Origin of the sequence: Nitratireductor soli, assembly GCF_001050155.1 — a bacterium.
In the GTDB taxonomy this organism is placed as follows: Bacteria; Pseudomonadota; Alphaproteobacteria; order Rhizobiales; family Rhizobiaceae; genus Nitratireductor; species Nitratireductor soli.
Genome location: NZ_LFVY01000007.1, coordinates 135,806 through 154,717, shown reverse-complemented (window position 1 = coordinate 154,717; position 18,912 = coordinate 135,806). Strand labels below are relative to the sequence as shown.

Below are 18,912 nucleotides of genomic sequence, written 5' to 3'. Positions count from 1 at the left end.
CTCCCACGGGTTATTGCTTCGGGCGGCCCCGGTCAGGCGGGTCTCAGGCGAGCGACTGATACAGGTCGGTCATCGCCTTGATCGCCTCGGGAACCGACGATTTCTTGCGGATCATGTCGTGCATGATCGGCACGACCTTGGTGTCGTATTCGGGATACCAGGTCTCCTTGAAGGCGTTGATGACCTTGCCCTTGCCGGCCTGCTCCTTGAGGATGGCCGGATCGACCCACTCCTCGGTGGAGGCGATGACGGCCGGGTCCTCGTAGAATGCCGGATAGGGGTTCTGCACGCCGGACGAGATCGCCCACTCCTTCTGCACATACCAGTCGCCGTTCAGGTTGGCGCCGAGGAACTGCAGCAGCTTCCATGCGGATTCCAACGCCGCCGTCTTGGCGTTCATCACGTAGGAATCCGTCCACGCATAGGTGTCGCCCGTCTTGCCCGGATAGGGCGTGATGCGCGCCTTCTTGCCGGCGAGTTGCGATTGCGCCGCGTCCGTCGCCGTGTCCTGCAGATAGTTGCAATGGTTCGAATGGAAGGCGTATTTGCCGGTGAACATCATCCGGTGCGTGTCGGTCGACGAGGCCTGGGTGAAGATTTCCGGCGTCACCAGTCCCAGCTCGTACATCTTCTGCCACCGCTCCATCACATGGGCGACCGCGTCCTGGTCCGCCTGGAGCTTGTTGGCGTCGTCGAACAGCGCCGCCCCCTCGGCGAAGCAATCGCTGAGGAATTGCGGGTTGGTGCCCGTCTGCGTCGGATTCCAGTTGGGCAGCATCGGATATTCCGAGATGCCGTCCGTCTTCAGCTTGACGCATTGCTCGATGATCTCGTCCCAGCCGGCGCCCGGTTTGTCGAAACCGGCTTTCTTCAGCATCGGGTCGTTGTACATCATGATGTAGTAAGCCGAGTAATACGGCAGGGCGATCACGTGCGCGCCATCCTTGCTGGTCAGGCTCGACAGGCTGGCCGGCAGCATGGCGGACTTGATCTCGTCGAAGCCCGGCAGGTCTTCGAGGCTGCGGATCATGCCGCGCTCGAACCAGCGCTGCCGGTTGTTGTGCGTGCAATACATCACGTCGACGATGTCGCCGGCAAAGGCCCGCTGCTCGAGCGTCGGGTGAAAGGTCGGCCAAGGCAGCGTCGAATAGTCGACCGCCTCGCCATACTTCTCGTTGAAGAAATCGATATAGGCCTGGACCATGTCCGGCCTGAACGTCCAGCCGACCAGGCTGATCGGCGTCGCCGCCCGCGCGAACCGCGCGGACAATCCTCCGGTCGCCGCAGCCAGCGACACGAGGCCGGCATTGCGCATGAACGCTCTTCTTGTCGTGCCTGAAATTCTCTTGCCTGACATGACATCCTCCCTGGCCCTTCCCATTGGCCAACATAACCGTAGGGTATCTTTTATGCATTTTCAACACAATTTAAGCCTGTGTATTGCGTAAATCGCAAAATCATTATATATATTGGACGTTTTCAGCTATTCACGAATCCGATCACCGCCCATTGCCTCGCACTGGAAAATCCGGTGAAACTGCAACACTGGACTCTCCGCCCCGCCATTCGCGGATCCCACCGGCCGCGCCGCCTGCATCACGCCATCTGCCGCCACGCATCTTCAACGAGCGCTTCATGTATGAGATCGACCCTTCTCGCCTCGACCTCGCCCGCGAGTTCAAGGCCAATCCCCTCGGGGCCCATAGCCAGGAGTTGCAGGCCGTGCTGCTGCGCATGCGCGGCCTGCCGATCGAGGGCAAGCATTGCCTGATCGTCGTCGAGCCGCGCCGCAAATGGCTGCTCGCCCGCATCACCGGCGCTCCGCCCAGGCCCGAGGTCGTTCCCGGCTATGTCTTTTCGTCCATCGAGGAGGCCGAATGGACGGTGTTCAAGCTGCGCTGGGCGATCCTCACCGGCCACGATCTCGATGAAGCGCTCGGCGAACCGCCGCACCAGCCGGCCGCGCCCCTCGCGCCGCCGGACACGAGCCGCGTCATCCTCGCCTACGCCGACAGGCTCGGCGTCAAGCCGGGGGATACGATCGCCTTCAAGGTCAGCACGCCCGGCATCGCCAACTACCGCGCCGACATCGTCCGCCTGCACGCCCCGGCGCGCGCGGCGGGAGAGGAAGGGTTTCGCGAAAACATGGTGCAGGGCCTGGGCGCGTTTGTGGGCCGTGTGCAACCGTTGCGTCTCGGCTCCTTCGCCCGCCTGCCCGACACGCTGCGCATACCGATGAGCCTCACCCTGCAGGCGCTCGTCTGGCCGACGCTCAACCGCGATGCGGCCGCTCTGATCGGCAACTGGTCGCAATCCGAGCGGACCGGCATCGCCCTCATCGTCGATGCCGCCGGGTCGCTCGCCCTGCGCATCGGCGACGGCGCCGACCAGGAGGAAATCTCCACCGGCGTCAGCCTTCCGCCACGCCAATGGAGCCGCGTCAGCGCCAGCTTCGACGCCGCCGGCGGCACCGTTCACCTGCTGCAGGAGCCAATCGGCGCCCACGGCTTCAGCGCCGCCAGGCCCGTTGCGGTCAGCCGCCGGACAAAACTGCGCCCGCGCCTGCCGCACCGTCCCGGCCTGATCGCCGCCTGGCATGCCGACGACGCGCACGGTGCGGCGCATGGCGGCCATTTCAACGGCAAGATCGAGGCACCGGCGATCCTCGGCGCGGCCGTCACTGCCGAGGCGCTCAGCGCCCTGCCCATGGCCAGCGAGACACTGGCCACCCTGCCCGACATCGCCGCCGCCTGGGATTTCTCCCTGGAGATGCACACCGGCGCCGTCATCGACCGCGGGCCGGCCGGCTGTCACGCGCGGCTGGTCAACCAGCCGACGCGCGCCATGACCGGCCATCTCTGGGACGGCACCGTCCGCGACTGGACCCAGGCCCCCGCGCACTATGGCGCCATCCATTTCCACGACGACGACATCGACGATGCCGGCTGGCAGACCGACATCGAGGTCACCGTCGGCGACGACTGGCAAAGCGGCGTCTACGCCGCGCGCCTGCGCGGCGGCGCGGCTGAAACCTACATTCCCTTCTTCGTCCGCCCGGCAGCCGCCAGGGCGCGCATCGCTTTCCTCGCCCCGACCGCCACCTACACGGTCTACGCCAACAACCGCGCCCGCTTCTTCAGCCCCACCACGGAGCTGATCCGCGGCCGCCTGCTCGATTTCGACGCCGCCGACCTGCAGCTTCTCGACCACCCGCTCGGCCTGTCGACCTATTGCGTCCACAATGACGGCAGCGGCGTCTGCTACGGCACGCGCCTGCGCCCCGTGACCAATTTCCGCCCCAAGGGCCGCCTGTGGAATTTCAGCGAGGACCTGTTCGTCATCGAGTGGCTCGAACATCTGGGAGAGCCGTTCGACGTCATCACCGACGATGATCTGCACCGGGAGGGCGCGACGCTGCTCGCCCCTTACCGATGCGTCGTCACCGGCACGCATCCCGAATATGTCAGCCTCGAAATGCTGGACGGGCTGGAAACCTATGTGAGGGGCGGCGGCCGTTTCATCTATCTGGGCGGCAACGGCTTCTACTGGCGCATCGCCTTTCGCCCCGGCGAACCCGGCATCGTCGAGACGCGACGGGCCGAAGACGGCACGCGCGCATGGGATGCCGAAGCCGGCGAATACCATATGGGCTTTACCGGCGAGATGGGCGGCCTGTGGCGCCGCCAGGGACGGGCGCCGCACATGCTGGCCGGCATCGGCTTCGCCGCGCAGGGTTTCGACCGGTCGAGCTACTATCGTCGCACGCCGGCAAGCCGCGACCCGCGCGTGGCGTTCATCTTCGACGGCGTGGAGGGTGAGATCCTCGGCGATTTCGGCACGGCCGGCGACGGCGCGGCGGGCGAGGAGCTCGACAGTTTCGATCTCCGCCAGGGTTCGCCCCGGCACGCGCTGGTGATCGCCTCGTCGGAAAACCATTCGCCGACTTATCAGCCGGCAAATGACACCGTCATGGTGCCGCATGGCGGCACCGCCGGCCCGTTCAACCCGGCGGTGCGGGCCGACATGGTGTTCTTCGAATGCCCCGGCGGCGGCGCGGTCTTCTCCACCGGCTCGATCGCCTATGCCGGCAGCCTCGCCCATAATGGCTACGCCAACAACATCGCCCGGCTAACCGGCAATGTGTTGCAACGCTTCATCGACCCGGAACCGTTCGTGCTGCCCTAGACCGGTTCAGCGTTTCATAGAAACGTTGAACCGGTCTAACTCTTTGTTTTTCTGCATTTATGCGGACGTCAGGTGATTCCACCTGACTGCAAAATGCCCTAGTGAAGCACCGCGCCCGACGCGCCGTCGAACAGATGCACCGCCGAAGGCTCGGCGCGCAGGCGGATCGTCGATCCCGCCGCTAGCAAGCGGGGCTGCGCGGCGATCAGGCAAAGCTGGACGCCGCCGGCGATGTCGGCGAAGACGAAGGTCTGCGATCCCGTCGGCTCGATGTAGCGCAGCGCCGCCGAAACGGCATCCTGTTCCGCGTCGCTACAGATCGTCAGGTGCTCGGGCCGGATGCCGCAGACCACCTGGCGCCCCTCCTCGCAGGCGCAATCGGGCGCCAGCCGCAGGGTCACGCCGTCGGCGGCCCGCAGCACCGGTCCCGCCCCGTTGCGCACGACGGTGCCGGGAATGAAATTCATCGCCGGAGAACCGATGAAGCCGGCGACGAACATGTTCGCCGGCCGCTCGTAGAGATCGAGCGGCGCGCCCACCTGCTCGATATGGCCGTTGCGCATGACGACGATGCGGTCGGCCATGGTCATCGCCTCCACCTGGTCGTGCGTCACATAGACGGATGTGGTGCCGAGCCGCTTCTGCAGCGCCTTGATCTCGGTGCGCATCTGCACCCGGAGCTTGGCGTCCAGATTGGACAGCGGTTCGTCAAAGAGAAAGACCTGCGGGTCGCGGACGATGGCCCGCCCCATGGCGACACGCTGGCGCTGGCCGCCGGAAAGCTGCCTTGGATGCCGTCCGAGCAGTTCCGTCAGGCCGAGGATTTCAGCGGCGTCGGCGACCCGCCTTGCAATCTCGGCCTTTGGCGTCTTCCTGAGCTTCAGGCCGAACTCCATGTTCGCCTGCACCGTCTTGTGCGGGTACAGCGCATAGTTCTGGAACACCATGGCGATGTCCCGGTCCTTCGGCGGCAGGTGGTTGACGATGGCGCCGCCGATGCGGATCGCGCCGGACGTCATCTCCTCCAGCCCGGCGATCATCCTGAGAAGCGTCGATTTTCCGCAGCCGGATGGCCCGACCAGCACGGCGAACTCGCCCTCTGCAATGTCGAGATCGACGCCATGCACCACTTCCAGTTGCCCAAAGCTCTTGCGCACCCCCTGCAGTTCGACGGTCGCCATCTCATCCTCCCTTGTTGTTCTTCGCCGCGTCGGGCCGCCGGCCGGCAGCGCTGCCCGCACAGGCGGCCAGAGCGCGGGCGGCATCGAACGGGCTTGCCTCGCCGGCCGAGACACGATCGACCCAGGCGCCGACGGCGGCGGGATAGTCGGCGGTTGTCGGCGGCACCCGGTAAGGCGCCAGGAAAAGCGCCGACAAGGCGCGCAGGATCTGCCGGTAGAGCCGGTCGCGATGGCGCGCCTCGCGCCGTCCCGTGGCCGCGAACCAGTCGAGAAACGACTGCGCCATCCCTGCCACCGCGTCGATCCCCTGCCCGGCGTTCGCCGAGACCTGCAGCACCGGCGGCACCCAGATCGTTTCCTCGTTCACCATGTCGCCATGCCGGCGCATCAGGGCCAGCGACCCGGCACTGGCCGGCATCCTATGCTCGCCATGAAGTTGCTGCCGTTCGACACGGTTCAGCCCCGGTTCGCCCATATAGGCCGCCGCGATCACCGAGCGGATCAGCCTTGCCGTGTCCTTGGCGCCCGACTGGTCGGATTTGTTGACGATGAACAGATCGCCGATCTCCATCAGCCCGGCCTTCGATGCCTGGACGCCGTCGCCAAGGCCAGGAACGGTCATCACCAGCGTGCAATCGGCGATCTCCTGGATCTCCACGTCCGATTGCCCGGCGCCGACGGTCTCCAGAAGCACGTAACCGAAGCCGAAGCTGCTCAGCGTGGCGATCACGTCGACCGCCGTTTCGCTCAAGCCCCCGATATGCCCGCGCGCCGAGACGCTGCGGAAGAAGATGGCGTCGTGCGCCGCGCTGTCGCCCTGCCGCACCCGGTCGCCCAGCAGCGCGCCGCCCGAATAGGGGCTTGAGGGATCGATCGCCAGAACCGCCACCCGGTGGCCCGCCTCGGCCAGATGCAGTGAGAACCGGTCGACGAAAGTCGATTTTCCAACGCCTGGAGGCCCGGTCACACCGATGATCCGCGCCCATTGCGGCGAGCGGTAGGCGTCGCGCAGGGTCGCTTCGTAGGCGCCGCTGCGGTTCTCAACGGCGCTGATCGCCCGGGCAATCCTGCGGCGCGCGCTCCCATCCATCAGCCGGCCACCTCCAGCAGGATGGCGTCGCCCTGGCCGAAGCCGCCGCAGATCGCTGCAATCCCGAACCCGCCACCGCGTGCGCGCAGCGCGCTGGCCAGCGTCATCGCCAGCCGCGCGCCGCTGGCGCCGAGCGGATGCCCGATCGCCACCGCTCCGCCATGAATGTTGGTGCGCCGGCGCAATTTCTCCGCCAATCCCGCCTCGCCATCGGCGAGCCTGTGCGTCGAGACAAGCGGTGTCGCCGCAAAGGCCTCGTTGATCTCGATCAGAGCGATGTCGTCGAGCGATAGTCCATGCCGGTCGAGCAGCCGGCGGATGGCGATGGCCGGCGTGTAGGAGCCCGAAGTGGGTCCGTCGCAGACCTGCACATAGCCATGGATGATGGCCTCGGCTCGCAGGCCGAGATCGCGCGCGCGCGCCTCGCTGGCCACCAGCAGCCCCGCCGCCCCATCGCTCAGTCCCGGCGCGTTACCAGGCGTCACGGTCTCGCTGTCGTAGACGGGCGACAGGGCGGCGAGCTTGTCGGGCGAAGTGTCGGCGCGCGGCGCCTCGTCCTTCGCCATCATGCCGTTGCCGACCGGAACCGCGACCCTTTCGGCGTCAAAGAACCCCCTGGCGTCGGCGGCGAAATACCGTTCGTGGCTGGCCAGAGCCCATTCGTCCTGCATCGCCCGGTCGATGCCGTTCCGCAGCGCCTCGCGGGCGGTGTAGCCGGCGATCGATGCCTCGACCACCTCCCCCCGCATCAGCAAGGGATCATCGACCGTCAGCCGGCCGACCTGTTTTTCCCTGGCGCGCGGCAGAAGCTGCGGCGTGCGCGACAGGCTTTCGAAACCGCCGGCCATCAGCAGGCCCGCCTCGCCGGCCTTGATGTCCTTGTAGGCCAGGCCGATCGCCGACATCCCCGAACAGCAGGCGCGGTCGACGGCGAGCGACGGCGTCTCCTGCGGCAGCCGCGAGCGCAGCACCGCCTGGCGCGTCGGCGTCAGCATGCCGCCGCCAATCATGCCGACGCCGAAATAGGCGGCCTCGACATCAGCGGCCGTGATTCCCGAGCGGTCGAGCACCGCATCGATGATGAAGGCGCCCAGTTCCGGCCCGGAGAGCGATTTGAGCGCCCCGCCGAACTTGCCGAACGGCGTGCGGGCGTAGGAGCCGATGACGATCCGGCCGCTCATGAAGCCTCCGTCGGCGAAAGCTGCCGGCGCGCCCGCAGCGCATTCTTGTCCACCTTGCCATTGGCATTCTTCGGCAGGGCGTCGAGGATTTCGAGGCGCTTCGGCGTGCGGATCCCCAGGCGCGGCTTCAGTTCGGCGATGATGTCCTCCGATGTGCGCGGCGAACACCCCGCCAGCGCGACGAAAGCCACCGCGATCTCGCCCCAGTCGGCATCGGGAACGCCCAGCACCGCCGCCTCGACGATGTCGGCGCAGCTCGTCAGTGCCGCCTCGATTTCCTGCGGATAGATGTTGAACCCGCCCGAGATCAGCATGTCCTTGCTGCGGCCGGCCAGCGTGATGATCCCGTCGGGCGCCATCCGCGCCAGGTCGCCCGACCACAGCCAGCCATCGCGCAGCACCGCCGCCGTCGCCTCCGACATGCCCCAATAACCGCGCATCACATGGTCGGAGCGGATGGTGATCTCGCCGATCTCGCCGGCCGGCACCGGTCGCCCGTCGCGGTCGCGCAGGACGATTTCGACGAATGTGTAGGCGCGACCGATGGCGCCGAAGCGCGGATTGCCATCGCCGTCGAAATGATCGCCCGCGCCGAGCGTTGCACATGTCATCATCGCTTCGGTCAGGCCGTAATTCTGCACCAGGATCGGCCCGAACAGATCGAGCGCGCGGGTCAGCGTGTTGCGCGGTATCGGTTCGGCGCCATAGCCGATCATCCGCAGCGAGGAGAAGTCGATGCCGGCGGCACGCGGATGATTGACCATCCGCGTCAGCACGGTCGGCACGCAGGTGAAGACCGTCACGCCATGCCGCCCCACCGCCTCCAGCATCCCCTCGACGGACGCGCCGTCGATCAAAAGGTTCGTGGCGCCGCGCAGAAACCAGGGGACGAAATAGGTGCCGCTCGCATGCGTCAGCGGTCCGATATGGGCGATCACGTCGTCGGTCCGCACATCACGGTCGATCAGCATGTTGCGGTAGACCGCCGCCCAGTTGCGATGCGTCAGCATCACCCCCTTGGGCCGGCCGGAACTGCCCGACGTGTAGTTGATCGAGCATAGATCATCCAGCCGCGGCCCGGCTGGCGGGACTTGCGGCAGCGGCGTGGCGCGCAGCGCCGCGTAGGCGGGGCCGCAAACGGCTTCGCCCCCGTCGACGAAGGCGCGCCACAGCCCGTCGCGATGCGGCACGCGGTCGGCGCTCTGCCGGTCGTGAAACCAGGCCGCGGGCGCGCAGTCCTCGTCGATCAGCCGCGTCTCGTGCACCGTCGCCAGCGCATTGACCGGGACGCGAACCAGCCCCGCCCTCTCGATTGCCGCCTGGAGGAAAAGATAATCCGGCCGGTTGCGCATCATCAGGGCGACGCGGCTGCCCGGCGCAAGCGCATCCGACAGCCCCGCCGCCAGCCGCGCGACGATGTCGTCGAAGGCGGCGAAGCTCCAGCTTTCCCCGCCATGGCGCAAGGCGATCCGGTCGCAGAAGCGCCGCGCCGCCTGGCCCATCAGCCGGCCGACCGTGCTGCCGTGTGCCTGCTCGGTTTCATGCATTCTTCAGATCCGCGCTTTGCGTTTGCAGGAAGGCGACGATCTCCGAGATCGACGTCCCCGACAGGAAGACCCTTGCCACCCCGGCGCTTTCCAGCTCGGCGACGTCCTCCTGCGGAATGATGCCGCCGACCAGGATACCGATATCGCCGGCATCGCTTTCGTCGAGAAGTTCGCGGATGCGCGGCACCAGCACGCGGTGCGCGCCGGACAGGAGGCTGATGCCGATCCAGTCGACATCCTCCTCGATCGCCGCCCGGACGATCTGCTCCGGTGTCCGGCGCAGTCCCGTATAGATGACCTCCATGCCCGCATCGAGCAGGCCCCGCGCCACCACCCTGGCACCCACATCATGCCCGTCCAGGCCCACCTTCGCGATCAGAATACGCAGTCGCCGTCCTGTCATTGCGCACCCACAATCAAAAATCGGTCGATGGCGTGAAGATGCCGAATCGGTCGCGCCAGATGCGGCAGATCTCGCCGACGCTGGCATAGGCCCGCACCGCCTCGAGCACCGCCGGGGTGACGTTGCGTCCCTCGGCGCAGGCGCGGTCGATCTTAGCCAGCGCCGCTGCAACGCGCTTGCCGTCACGCTGCGCCCGCACCGCGTTGAGACGCCGCAACTGGCGGTCGACCGCTTCCGGGTCGCCGCGAAACGCCGTGTTCGGCACATTCGGCTTCTGCGGCCACCGGTTCACCGTCACCCAGGGCCGCTGGCCGCTGTCGATGGCGCGCTGCCGGCGCACCGCGCCCTCCGTCATCAGCCGCCGGCCGAAGCCCGTGTCGATGACGCTGAGCGCCCCGCCGAGACGCTCGATCTCGGCGAGCGAATCGAGGATCTGCCGCTCCACCTGGTTGGTCAGGGTCTCGATCAGATAGGATCCGCCCATCGGATCGATCGCATCGGCGATGCCATGCTCGTTGGCGATGATCTGCAGCGTGCGCAGCGCCACGCGCATCGATTCCTCGCCCGGCGTCGACACCGCCTCGTCATAGCAGGCGAGATAGACGTAGCTTGCCCCGCCCAACACATAGGCCAGCGTGCCGAACGCCGTGCGGACGATGTTGTTCAAGGGTTCCTGCAGCGATTCCTGGCCATGGCCGTAGACCGTGGTCTGCAGCGAAAGCGCCTCGGCGCGCGATGCGCCGTAGCGTTCGCGCATCAGGCGCGCCCAGATGCGCCGCAACGCCCTGAGATTGGCGATCGAGATGTAGAAATCGTGCCGTTCATCGGGGAACATGTGGATCAGCGGCGCCACGTCGTCGATCGCGTGGCCCGCTGCCAGCATGGCGTCGATGTAGTGCAGCGCATTCGACAGGGCGATCGCCGTCGCCGCCGAAGACCCGGCGCCGCCGGCATTGATGTGGTTGACGCAGACCGTCATCGGCGACCAGTGCGGCGTCTTGTCGATGCACCAGGTGACGGCGTCGCAGGCCAGCCTGGCCGCCGGCGCCGGCGGCAGGATTTGTGTGCCGCGCGCGATGTATTCCTTCAGCGGGTCGTTCTGCAGATTGACCGTGTAGTCGCTCCAGGCGACACCCTGTTTCTCGCCCAGCGCCGCATAGAGGGCAAGCGCGATAGGCCCGATCGAATTGCCCAGCGTGCCGACCCGCTTGACGCTGTCGACCGGGATGCCGTCGAACAGCGCTTCCATGTCGGCCAGCGTGTCGATCGCCACCCCCACCTGGCCGACCTCAGCGGCAGCCATCGGGTCGTCGGAATCGTAGCCGCACTGGGTCGGCAGGTCGAGCGCCACCAGGATCTGCTCGGCGCCGATCTCCAAAAGGTTCTTGAAACGCCGGTTGCAGACCTCGCCGTCGCCGAAGCCCGCATAGGCCGAGATGACGAAGGGCTCGGAACGGTACATCGCGGCACGGTCGCCCCGCGTAAATGGGTAAGCGCCGGGAAACCCGAGGTCCCGACCATAGTCGAAACCGGCCTTTTCCAGATCGGCGGGCGTGTACAGCGGTTCAATCTCCAGCCCGACGTCGGTGACGAATGGCCGCCGCGGGGAGCGCCCCACGAATTCGCGCTCATAGGCCTCGCTGCGCCAGCGCGCATACGCGGCGGCCACGGATGATGCCGGCCGATCCGCGTCGGCGGCCTCTTGTCTCGGGCCGGCTTTGTCGCCTGATAATGGATCCAGCACCGCTCCTCCTCCGATCGTCAACGGGCATCGACCGTGTCGAATGCACGGCGCCTTATCTGAATGAGGTCAATATGGATTTTTCAGCAATATTATTCAATAGTTTTTGCTGAAATCGTATTTTAAAGCGTATAATTATGTTGATAAGACAATCATGGCGCCGCGATAGCCGCTCGAAATCGCCGCGCGAAGCCTTGCGCTGGGCGGCTCGTTGCTCCCGCAAACGCACCGTCTGCGCATCCCGCATCGTGACGAACAGGGGGTAAACCAGCCCTTTGATTGCCATCCACCGGCCTCCACCGTAATGTGGCGCGCCATAAGAGAAGCGGAGCGCGGCAATGAATCTCGACGACCTCGATGTCGGAATCATCAAACATTTACATGAGGATGCGCGCGCTCCGGCCAAGGCCATCGCGGAATCGCTGAGCGTTCCGGAATCGACCGTGCGCAACCGGCTCGGCCGCCTGATCAAGGCCGGCGTGATCGAATTCGTCGCGCTGACAAACCCCCTCAATCTGGGCCACTCGACCTGGATCATGATGGAGATCGAGGTCGAGACGAAAAGCATCCGCCGGGTGGCGAAGAAGCTGTCCGACCTGCCGGAAATCTATTTCGTCTACATCACCACCGGCAGCTTCGACATCTTCGCCGGCGCCACCTTCGCCAGCAACGCCGAGTTCGTCGATTTCCTCACCAACCAGTTGGCGGCGGTCGATGGTATTGTCCGCGTCAACACCCGCGCCATCCTCGAAACGCACAAGCGCGTGTTCAAGTTCTCGCCCAAGCCAGGGGTCGTCAAGGGCGGCAAATGAGGGCCTTTGGCGCTCTCCGTGCAAAACTGAGGTGGCTCCCTTGACAAAAGGCGGCCGGGCTGGCTGACTTGGGGCGCTAGGAGATTTCTGGACGCGCCGCCCAAATCGGCCGCGTCGAGACGAAGATTTCGAACCGGCGGATGCCTTGGCCCAACAGCCACGGCAGCCGCCGGTTTTTTTTGTTTTGGAGGCTTGCCGTTGAACGTGTCCCCGTTGAGCGTTTCCCCGTCGAATGAGCCAGGAATGGCCGACTTCGCCGACATCCCGCCGACCGTCCCCACAGCGTTCGACGCGGCCGCGACCCGGCGCCCGCAGGCCGACGCCATCGTCGGCAATGGCGGCCGCATCACCTATGCCGATCTGCACGCCGAAAGTCTGGCCGTCGCCCGCGCCCTTGCCGCCGCCGGCATCGGCAAGGGCGACCACGTGGCGATCTGCGCCGGCAATGGCGTCGAATGGGCGATCCTGTTCCACGGCGTCGTCCGCATCGGCGCCGTCTGCGTGCCGGTCAACACGCGCCTGACGCCGAGCGAGATCATGATGCAGCTCAAGCGGTCGGACGCCCGCATGCTGCTGACGGTCGAGACGCTCCTGAAGATCGATTTCGTCGCGGTCATGCGGTCGATCTGCCCCGCCGTCGACAGCCGCCTGCCCTCCTCCGAACTGCCCTGTCTCGAGCGCATCGTCATCCTCGGCGAGGATGCGCCGGCCGCCTGCGAAACCTTCCGGGCATTCATCGAGAACGGCCGGAACCACCCCTTGCCCACCACGCCGGAGCCGGACGATGTGGCCCTGATCCAGTTCACCTCGGGATCGACCTCGTTCCCCAAAGCCGTGCTCCTCACCCACCGCAACATGGTCACCGACGCCTATTTCCTCGGCAGGCGGATGGGCGTGCGTCCGGACGACCGCTACCTCAGCGCCCGGCCGTTCTTCCACGTCGCCGGCTCCACGCTTGCCGTGGTGCTGGCCAGCGTCCACGCCATCACGCTCGTCACCATGGCCCGCTTCACCGGCGAGGACGCCCTCCGGCTCATCAAGGCGGAACGCTGCACGCTCACCTCCGGCAACGACACCATGTATCTGATGATGCTCAACAGTGCCGATTTCGAACCGCGCGGCTACACATTGCGCGGCGGCTGGGCGGCCATCAGCCCGACCATCATGGCGCGCACCGTCGAGGAATTCGGCGCTGTCGAAACCGTCACCGGCTATGGCCTGTCCGAAGCCTCGCCCAACATCATGGCCTCCGATCACGCCGACCCGGTCGCCGAGCGCATCGCCGGCTGGATGCGCCCGCATCCGGGCCTCGAAGTGTGCATCTGCGACCCGTCGACCGGCGCCGCGCTCGGCCATGGCGAGAAGGGTGAAATCCGCGTGCGCGGCTGGTGCGTCATGAAAGGCTATTACAAGGATGCCGAGGCGACGCGCGAGACGATCACCCCGGACGGCTTCCTGCGCACCGGCGACATGGGCATCATGCGCGCCGACGGCCGCGTCACCTTCGTCGGGCGGCTGAAGGAGATCATCCGCGTCGGCGGCGAGAACGTCGCGCCGGCCGAGGTCGAGGACGTGCTGAACGGCCATCCCAAGGTGCGCCAGGCGCAGGTCTTCGCCCTGCCCGATCCCCGGCTGATCGAGGTGCCCGGCGCCTACATCGTTCCCCGCGAGGGCGAGGTGCTGACCGTCGAGGAGCTGCTCGCCTGGGCAAAGCCGCGGTTGGCCGGCTTCAAGATGCCGAGACACGTCGCCATCATCGAAAGCTTCGACGTGATCGGCCTGACAGCCAGTTCGAAAGTGCCGAAACGCCTGCTGATCGAGCATGCGCTGGAGAAATTCGGCCTTGCCGCGCCGGAGGCCGCGTCATGAACACGCGCTTCACCCATCATTTCGGCGTTGCCCAGCCGATCGTCCAGGCAGGCATGAGCTGGGCGTCTTCCAACGCCGCCCTGCCGGCGGCGGTGTCGAACGCCGGCGGCCTCGGCGTGCTGGCGGCCGGGCCGATGTTCATCGACGACTTCCGCCAGGCCCTGCGCGCCCTCAAGCAGGCGACCGACCGGCCTTTCGCCGTCAACGTGCCGCTGTACCGGCCGCAGGCCGACGAGATTCTCGACATCGTCGTCCAGGAAGGAGCGCCGATCCTCATCGCCTCGCAGGGCGGACCGCGCAAATACATCGAACGTTTCAAGTCGGCCGGCATCAAATGCATCCATGTGGTCGCTTCCGAGCAGCACGCCCTGAAGGCGCTCGAAGCCGGCGTGGACGCGATCATCGCCGTAGGCGGCGAGGCCGGCGGCCATCCGCCGCCGGATCAGGTTTCGACGCTGGTCCTGGTGCGCGCCATCGCCAGGGCTGCCCCCGGGGCGATCCTTATCGCCGGCGGCGGCGTCGCCGATGGCGCCGGCATCGTCGCCATGCTGGCGCTCGGGGCGGATGCGGTCCAGCTCGGCACGCGCTATATGGCGACCCGCGAGGCGGGCGTGCATGCCGCCTACAAGGAAAAAGTGCTGGCCGCCGGCATTGCCGACACGCGCCTGGTCGGCCGGGAGCTCGGCCCGATCCGCATGATCGCCAATGATTTCTCGGCCCGCTACCTCGAAAGCGAGGCGGGCGGCGACGATCTCGCCGCGCGGCGCGCGCTTTTCGCGCAAAGCTCGCTCAAGCTGGCAGCCCTCGATGGCGACGTCGACAACGGCAAGATCGAGGCCGGGCAGAGCGCCGGCCTGATCGACGATCTGCCCGGCGCCGGCGAACTCACCGCCCGCCTGATCGCCGAGTGCGGCTCAGCCCTTTCCCGATTGTCGGAATTCGACATAGCGCTGGAAAGCGGCCTGAAGCGCCGTCTGCAAGGAGTTCTTTGAAGGCGTATGGATCCGCGTTTCCACCAGGTTCACCAGGCCGTCCAGCCCGTCCGTCAGCTTATAGCCGATCACCGTGCGGCGGAAGAAGTCGCGCGCCAGGTCGGTGACGAAGGTCGCGTCGGCCGCGACGATGACGTGGGTGTTGAGGTCGATTTCGAGAACGACGCCGATCCACGTCATGGTCTCCGACATGCCGGTTCCCCTCGGGGCCTGCGCATAGCCGCTGATGAGGACGGTTTTGTTCTCGGCCATGTCTTCTCCATCTCCTTGCGATGGCCGCATCAAACGGCTGTCATCGTCCCGTGTCAACGCGCGCGTCGCCGCACCGACAATCGTTTTTCTCGACGGCGTTCCGCAGCGCCTTCGTCCGTATGAAACAGCATCGGAGGACCCAATGATCACCGTATTTCACCCCGACGAGCTTGGACACCACGTGCGCACGCGCCTGCTCGGCGGCCGGCTGGTCGAGGCTGTCGAGACGCCGGGCCGGCTTTCCGCCCTGCTCGAAGCGGCCAGGACCTGCACCTCGGCCATCGTCGAGCCGAAACCCGCCGACATCGCCGTCATCGCGGAGATTCACGACGGCGATTACCTGAAATTCCTCGAAACGGGTTTTGCGGCGTGGAAGGAGCGCTTTCCCGACAGCATCGAGCTTCGCCCGAGCCTGCATCCGAACGCCTATATGCGCCGCCTGCCCGATGATCTGCTCGGCCGCGCCGGATACTACATCAACGACGCGGCGAGCGTGCTTCTGGAGGACACCTGGACCGCCTCCCTTGCCAGCGCCGCCAGTGCCCTCGACGCCACGCAGCGCGTGCTCGACGGCGAGGTGGCGGCCTACGCGCTGTGCCGCCCGCCCGGCCACCACGCCTATCGCGACATGGCCTGCGGCTACTGCTTCCTCAACAACACCGGCATCGCCGCCGCCTTGGCCCGCCGCTCGATCGACCGCGTGACCATCCTCGACGTCGACGTCCATCACGGCAACGGCACCCAGTCGATCTTCTACGACCGCGCCGACATCCAGACGGTCTCCGTTCACGCCGACCCGAAAACCACCTTTCCCTTCTACGCCGGCTATGCCGACGAACGCGGCGCGGGCGCCGGCGAGGGATACAATCTCAACCTGCCGGTGGCGGCGAACTCCGGCGACGAAGCCTATCTGGGCGCGGTCGAGCAGGCGATCGCCGCGACGCGCGCCTACAGCCCCGATCTCGTCGTTCTGGCGCTCGGCCTGGATGCTTCGGAAGCCGACCCGTTCGCCTGCATGCGCGTGACCAGCGACGGCTTTTCCCGCATGGGCGAAATGCTGGGCGCCATCGGCCGGCCGACCGTCATCATCCAGGAAGGCGGCTATCCCTCACCGATCCTCGGCGAAAATCTCATCCGCTTCATGGAGGGTTTTCGCTCGGGCGCCGGCGCTTGATGCCTGCCGCTGGAACACGGGAGTGATGGAAAGGACGCCATGATCGAAGCCAAATCAGACCGCCGGCACGACGCTGAAGGCATTTTGACGGCCGCCATACCGCGCCTGGAAACCGCCGAGCTGGAGCAGCTTTTGCAGCACAAATACGGTCTTTGCGGCGCGTCCCGCCCGCTCAGCGGCGAGCGCGACCAGAACCTGGCCATCAAGACGGCCGTCGGCGCGAGCTTTGTCCTGAAAATCGCCAACACGGCCGAGGACCCGGATTTCCTCGCCTGCCAGAACGCCGCGCTCGAACATGTTGCCGCCGAGGATCCTGGTCTGCCGATCCCACGCCCGATTCCCGCGCTCACCGGCGAGACCATCGTGCCCGTCGCCAGCAACGGCAACATCTTCAACGCCCGGCTTCTCACCCACATGCCGGGCGAACCCGCCCTGACGGCCCGCGCCACACCGCTGTTTCGCCGACGGCTCGGCAGGATGGTCGCCCGGCTCGACCGCGCGCTCGCCAGCTTTCACCACGATGGCGCGCCGGAAAACCTGATCTGGGATCTCAGCAACGCCGCGCAACTGCGCGACCGCATCGGCTTCATCGAGCATCCGCGCCGGCGACAGCTTGCCGAGCGCGTCATCGACCGGTTCGACGAACACGCGGTTCCCGTCCTCGGCAACCTGCGCCGCCAGTTCATCCACAACGACATCAACCAGAACAACGTCATGCGCGGCGCCGGCACGGCTGAGATCACCGGTATCATCGATTTCGGCGACATGGCGCGATCCTGCCTGGTCAACGAAATCGCCATCGCCATCGCCCACCAGCTCTATCGGCAGCAGGACGTGCTGGCCGCCGCCACCGAGTTCCTGGAAGGATATGGCGCGGTGCTGCCCATCGAGCCGGCCGAGAGCGCAATCCTGTTCGACCTGGTCAAGATGCGGCTGCTGTCGCGCGAGATCATCGCCGCCTGGCGCGCCGCGACGGGCAGCGCCGCCACCTACCGATCCGACATCTCTGACATGGGCTGGCAGGCCCTCGAGCTTTGCATGGCCATCAATCCCGACCAGGCGACCCACCATTTGGAGAAAGCAGTGTCCCCCACCTCGAACGCAATCGCCCCGCACCCGACAACCTCGGACCCCGATTATGATACCCTGATGGAGCGGCGGCGGACCTTTCTCGGACCGCTTTACAAGCAGTTTTACGAGCAGCCCTTCTTCCCCGTAAAGGGTGAAGGCGTCTGGGTCACCGACCATCGCGGCCGCAAGTATCTCGACGCCTACAACAACGTGCCGCATGTCGGCCATTGCCACTCGCATGTCGCCGAGGCCATCGCCCGCCAGGCCCGCACCTTCAATTCGAACACGCGATACTCGAGCGACCTGATCGTCGACTATGCCGAGCGCATCGCCGCCACCATGCCGGACCCGCTGAAGGTCTGCATGTTCGTCTGTTCCGGCACCGAGGCCAACGAGCTGGCCTGGCGCATCGCCCGGGCCAACACCGGCGCCGACGGCGCGCTCGTCACCCGCTCGGCGTTCCACGGAAACTCCACCATCATCGGCGCGCTCGACACCAGCACGCTTTCAGCCGACCGTCTCGAACCCTGGGTGGCGACCGTGCCCGCCCCCGGCTTTCCCGGTGCGGCGGCCGATGCCCCGGCCCCGCCCGGCCCCGGGGACTACGCCGCCGAATACCGGCGCGCGATCGACGGCCTGGCCGAGCGCGGACATCGGCCCGCCGCCTTCTTCGTCTGCCCGGTCTTTGCCAGCGATGGCCTGCGCTCCGTGCCGGATGGCTATCTCGCCCCGGCCATGGCGGAAATCCGCGCCGCCGGCGGCCTGATCGTCGCCGACGAGGTGCAGACGGCGCTCGGCCGCACCGGCACGCATTTCTGGGGTTTTGAGCATGCCGGCATCGTCCCGGACATCGTCACCATGGCCAAGCCGATGGGCAACGGCATCCCGCTCGCCGTCGTCGTCACCAGCCGCGAGCTGGTCGAGGGTTTCCTGAAGCGCGAGCGCTATTTCAACACTTTCGGCGGCAACCAGGTCGCCGCCGCGGCCGGCATGGCCGTGCTTGACGTGTTGGCCGAGGAAAGCCTCCAGGACAACGCGCTGACCATCGGCAAATATCTGCGCAGCGGCCTCAAGGCCCTGATGCCGCGGCATCCGTTGATCGGTGACGTGCGCGGCACCGGCCTATTCGCCGGCGTCGAGATCGTCACGGACGGCGCACCGGCGCCGGCCAGGGCCCGCGCCGCCATCGAGGGTTTGCTGCAACGCGGCGTGCTCGTCGGCATCACCGGCGCGAACCGCAATCTGCTGAAGATCCGCCCGCCGATGATCTTTGCCCGCCAGCACGCCGACACCCTGCTCGAAGCGCTGGACGACACGCTGAAAACCATCGCCTGACCCTCATGACGGCACCAATGAAAAGCCCCGCCGGGATCGCCCGGCGGGGCTTTTCATTCGGTTGCAGATGTCCGCGGGC

Annotated in this window: 15 protein-coding genes; 6 read left to right on the top strand and 9 right to left on the bottom strand. The window is 66.6% G+C overall.

Translation table 11 applies throughout. The annotated features are described in order from the left end of the window. Positions 1–43: 43 nt before the first annotated feature. Positions 44–1,357 carry an ABC transporter substrate-binding protein gene (locus AB843_RS10600; RefSeq protein WP_157384484.1) on the bottom strand — a complete coding sequence of 438 codons (1,314 nt, stop codon included), beginning with the start codon at positions 1,355–1,357 and terminating at the stop codon, positions 44–46. A 278-nt stretch (positions 1,358–1,635) separates the two neighbouring features. Here AB843_RS10600 and AB843_RS10595 point away from each other — a divergent pair, with 278 nt between their 5' ends. Beyond that, entirely contained in the window at positions 1,636–4,185 is a 2,550-nt protein-coding gene (locus AB843_RS10595) for a N,N-dimethylformamidase beta subunit family domain-containing protein (protein WP_082143771.1), read from the top strand. A gap of 98 nt (positions 4,186–4,283) precedes the next feature. Here AB843_RS10595 and AB843_RS10590 read toward each other — a convergent pair whose 3' ends face one another. From AB843_RS10590 to AB843_RS25540, 7 genes are all read right to left on the bottom strand, one after another. Beyond that, the gene (locus AB843_RS10590; protein ID WP_048646809.1) at positions 4,284–5,366 is read right to left on the bottom strand and encodes an ABC transporter ATP-binding protein; all 1,083 of its coding nucleotides are present in this window, start codon (positions 5,364–5,366) and stop codon (positions 4,284–4,286) included. 1 nt (position 5,367) lies between these two features. After that, positions 5,368–6,456 carry a methylmalonyl Co-A mutase-associated GTPase MeaB gene (gene meaB, locus AB843_RS10585; RefSeq protein ID WP_048646808.1) on the bottom strand — a complete coding sequence of 363 codons (1,089 nt, stop codon included), beginning with the start codon at positions 6,454–6,456 and terminating at the stop codon, positions 5,368–5,370. Beyond that, positions 6,456–7,637: a thiolase family protein gene (locus AB843_RS10580; RefSeq protein ID WP_048646807.1), complete on the bottom strand. Its 1,182-nt coding sequence runs from the start codon at positions 7,635–7,637 to the stop codon at positions 6,456–6,458. Before AB843_RS10580 ends, meaB begins: the two co-directional genes overlap by 1 nt. Next, a complete protein-coding gene (locus AB843_RS10575) occupies positions 7,634–9,184 on the bottom strand; it encodes a class I adenylate-forming enzyme family protein (RefSeq protein WP_048646806.1) in 1,551 nt (516 codons plus the stop codon). The genes AB843_RS10580 and AB843_RS10575 overlap by 4 nt, the downstream gene beginning before the upstream one ends. Then, positions 9,177–9,587: a cobalamin B12-binding domain-containing protein gene (locus AB843_RS10570; RefSeq protein ID WP_048646805.1), complete on the bottom strand. Its 411-nt coding sequence runs from the start codon at positions 9,585–9,587 to the stop codon at positions 9,177–9,179. Before AB843_RS10570 ends, AB843_RS10575 begins: the two co-directional genes overlap by 8 nt. 13 nt (positions 9,588–9,600) lie before the next feature. Beyond that, positions 9,601–11,256, bottom strand: coding sequence for a methylmalonyl-CoA mutase family protein (locus tag AB843_RS10565; protein WP_048646804.1), 1,656 nt, complete (start codon positions 11,254–11,256; stop codon positions 9,601–9,603). Positions 11,257–11,383: 127 nt separating this feature from the next. Next, positions 11,384–11,614: a hypothetical protein gene (locus tag AB843_RS25540; protein ID WP_157384483.1), complete on the bottom strand. Its 231-nt coding sequence runs from the start codon at positions 11,612–11,614 to the stop codon at positions 11,384–11,386. Between the two features lie 52 nt (positions 11,615–11,666). On the opposite strand from AB843_RS25540, the gene AB843_RS10560 reads away from it, so the two are divergent. The 3 genes from AB843_RS10560 to AB843_RS10550 all read left to right on the top strand — a co-directional run bounded on the left by AB843_RS10560 (position 11,667) and on the right by AB843_RS10550 (position 15,001). Further along, positions 11,667–12,140 carry an Lrp/AsnC family transcriptional regulator gene (locus AB843_RS10560; RefSeq protein WP_048646803.1) on the top strand — a complete coding sequence of 158 codons (474 nt, stop codon included), beginning with the start codon at positions 11,667–11,669 and terminating at the stop codon, positions 12,138–12,140. 243 nt (positions 12,141–12,383) lie between these two features. Then, complete coding sequence (locus AB843_RS10555) at positions 12,384–14,009, top strand: class I adenylate-forming enzyme family protein (protein WP_048646802.1); 1,626 nt, start codon at positions 12,384–12,386, stop codon at positions 14,007–14,009. Next, on the top strand, positions 14,006–15,001 hold the full coding sequence (locus AB843_RS10550; protein ID WP_048646801.1) for an NAD(P)H-dependent flavin oxidoreductase: 996 nt from the start codon (positions 14,006–14,008) through the stop codon (positions 14,999–15,001). Before AB843_RS10555 ends, AB843_RS10550 begins: the two co-directional genes overlap by 4 nt. On the opposite strand, the gene AB843_RS10545 is transcribed toward AB843_RS10550, so the two are convergent. Continuing rightward, positions 14,924–15,253: a DUF3870 domain-containing protein gene (locus tag AB843_RS10545; protein ID WP_048646800.1), complete on the bottom strand. Its 330-nt coding sequence runs from the start codon at positions 15,251–15,253 to the stop codon at positions 14,924–14,926. The genes AB843_RS10550 and AB843_RS10545 overlap by 78 nt on opposite strands. Positions 15,254–15,395: 142 nt before the next feature. Here AB843_RS10545 and AB843_RS10540 point away from each other — a divergent pair, with 142 nt between their 5' ends. Both AB843_RS10540 and AB843_RS24955 read left to right on the top strand, forming a co-directional pair. After that, entirely contained in the window at positions 15,396–16,427 is a 1,032-nt protein-coding gene (locus tag AB843_RS10540; RefSeq protein ID WP_053086118.1) for a histone deacetylase family protein, read from the top strand. A gap of 39 nt (positions 16,428–16,466) precedes the next feature. After that, entirely contained in the window at positions 16,467–18,833 is a 2,367-nt protein-coding gene (locus tag AB843_RS24955) for an aminotransferase class III-fold pyridoxal phosphate-dependent enzyme (RefSeq protein WP_082143768.1), read from the top strand. Positions 18,834–18,912: the final 79 nt, after the last annotated feature.

Coding starts and splice junctions, on each gene's coding strand:
- AB843_RS10600 (WP_157384484.1), bottom strand. CDS start 1,357: ATGTCAGGCAAGAGAATTTCAGGCACGACAAGAAGAGCGTTCATGCGC.
- AB843_RS10595 (WP_082143771.1), top strand. CDS start 1,636: ATGTATGAGATCGACCCTTCTCGCCTCGACCTCGCCCGCGAGTTCAAG.
- AB843_RS10590 (WP_048646809.1), bottom strand. CDS start 5,366: ATGGCGACCGTCGAACTGCAGGGGGTGCGCAAGAGCTTTGGGCAACTG.
- meaB (WP_048646808.1), bottom strand. CDS start 6,456: ATGGATGGGAGCGCGCGCCGCAGGATTGCCCGGGCGATCAGCGCCGTT.
- AB843_RS10580 (WP_048646807.1), bottom strand. CDS start 7,637: ATGAGCGGCCGGATCGTCATCGGCTCCTACGCCCGCACGCCGTTCGGC.
- AB843_RS10575 (WP_048646806.1), bottom strand. CDS start 9,184: ATGCATGAAACCGAGCAGGCACACGGCAGCACGGTCGGCCGGCTGATG.
- AB843_RS10570 (WP_048646805.1), bottom strand. CDS start 9,587: ATGACAGGACGGCGACTGCGTATTCTGATCGCGAAGGTGGGCCTGGAC.
- AB843_RS25540 (WP_157384483.1), bottom strand. CDS start 11,614: ATGGCAATCAAAGGGCTGGTTTACCCCCTGTTCGTCACGATGCGGGAT.
- AB843_RS10560 (WP_048646803.1), top strand. CDS start 11,667: ATGAATCTCGACGACCTCGATGTCGGAATCATCAAACATTTACATGAG.
- AB843_RS10555 (WP_048646802.1), top strand. CDS start 12,384: ATGGCCGACTTCGCCGACATCCCGCCGACCGTCCCCACAGCGTTCGAC.
- AB843_RS10550 (WP_048646801.1), top strand. CDS start 14,006: ATGAACACGCGCTTCACCCATCATTTCGGCGTTGCCCAGCCGATCGTC.
- AB843_RS10545 (WP_048646800.1), bottom strand. CDS start 15,253: ATGGCCGAGAACAAAACCGTCCTCATCAGCGGCTATGCGCAGGCCCCG.
- AB843_RS10540 (WP_053086118.1), top strand. CDS start 15,396: ATGATCACCGTATTTCACCCCGACGAGCTTGGACACCACGTGCGCACG.
- AB843_RS24955 (WP_082143768.1), top strand. CDS start 16,467: ATGATCGAAGCCAAATCAGACCGCCGGCACGACGCTGAAGGCATTTTG.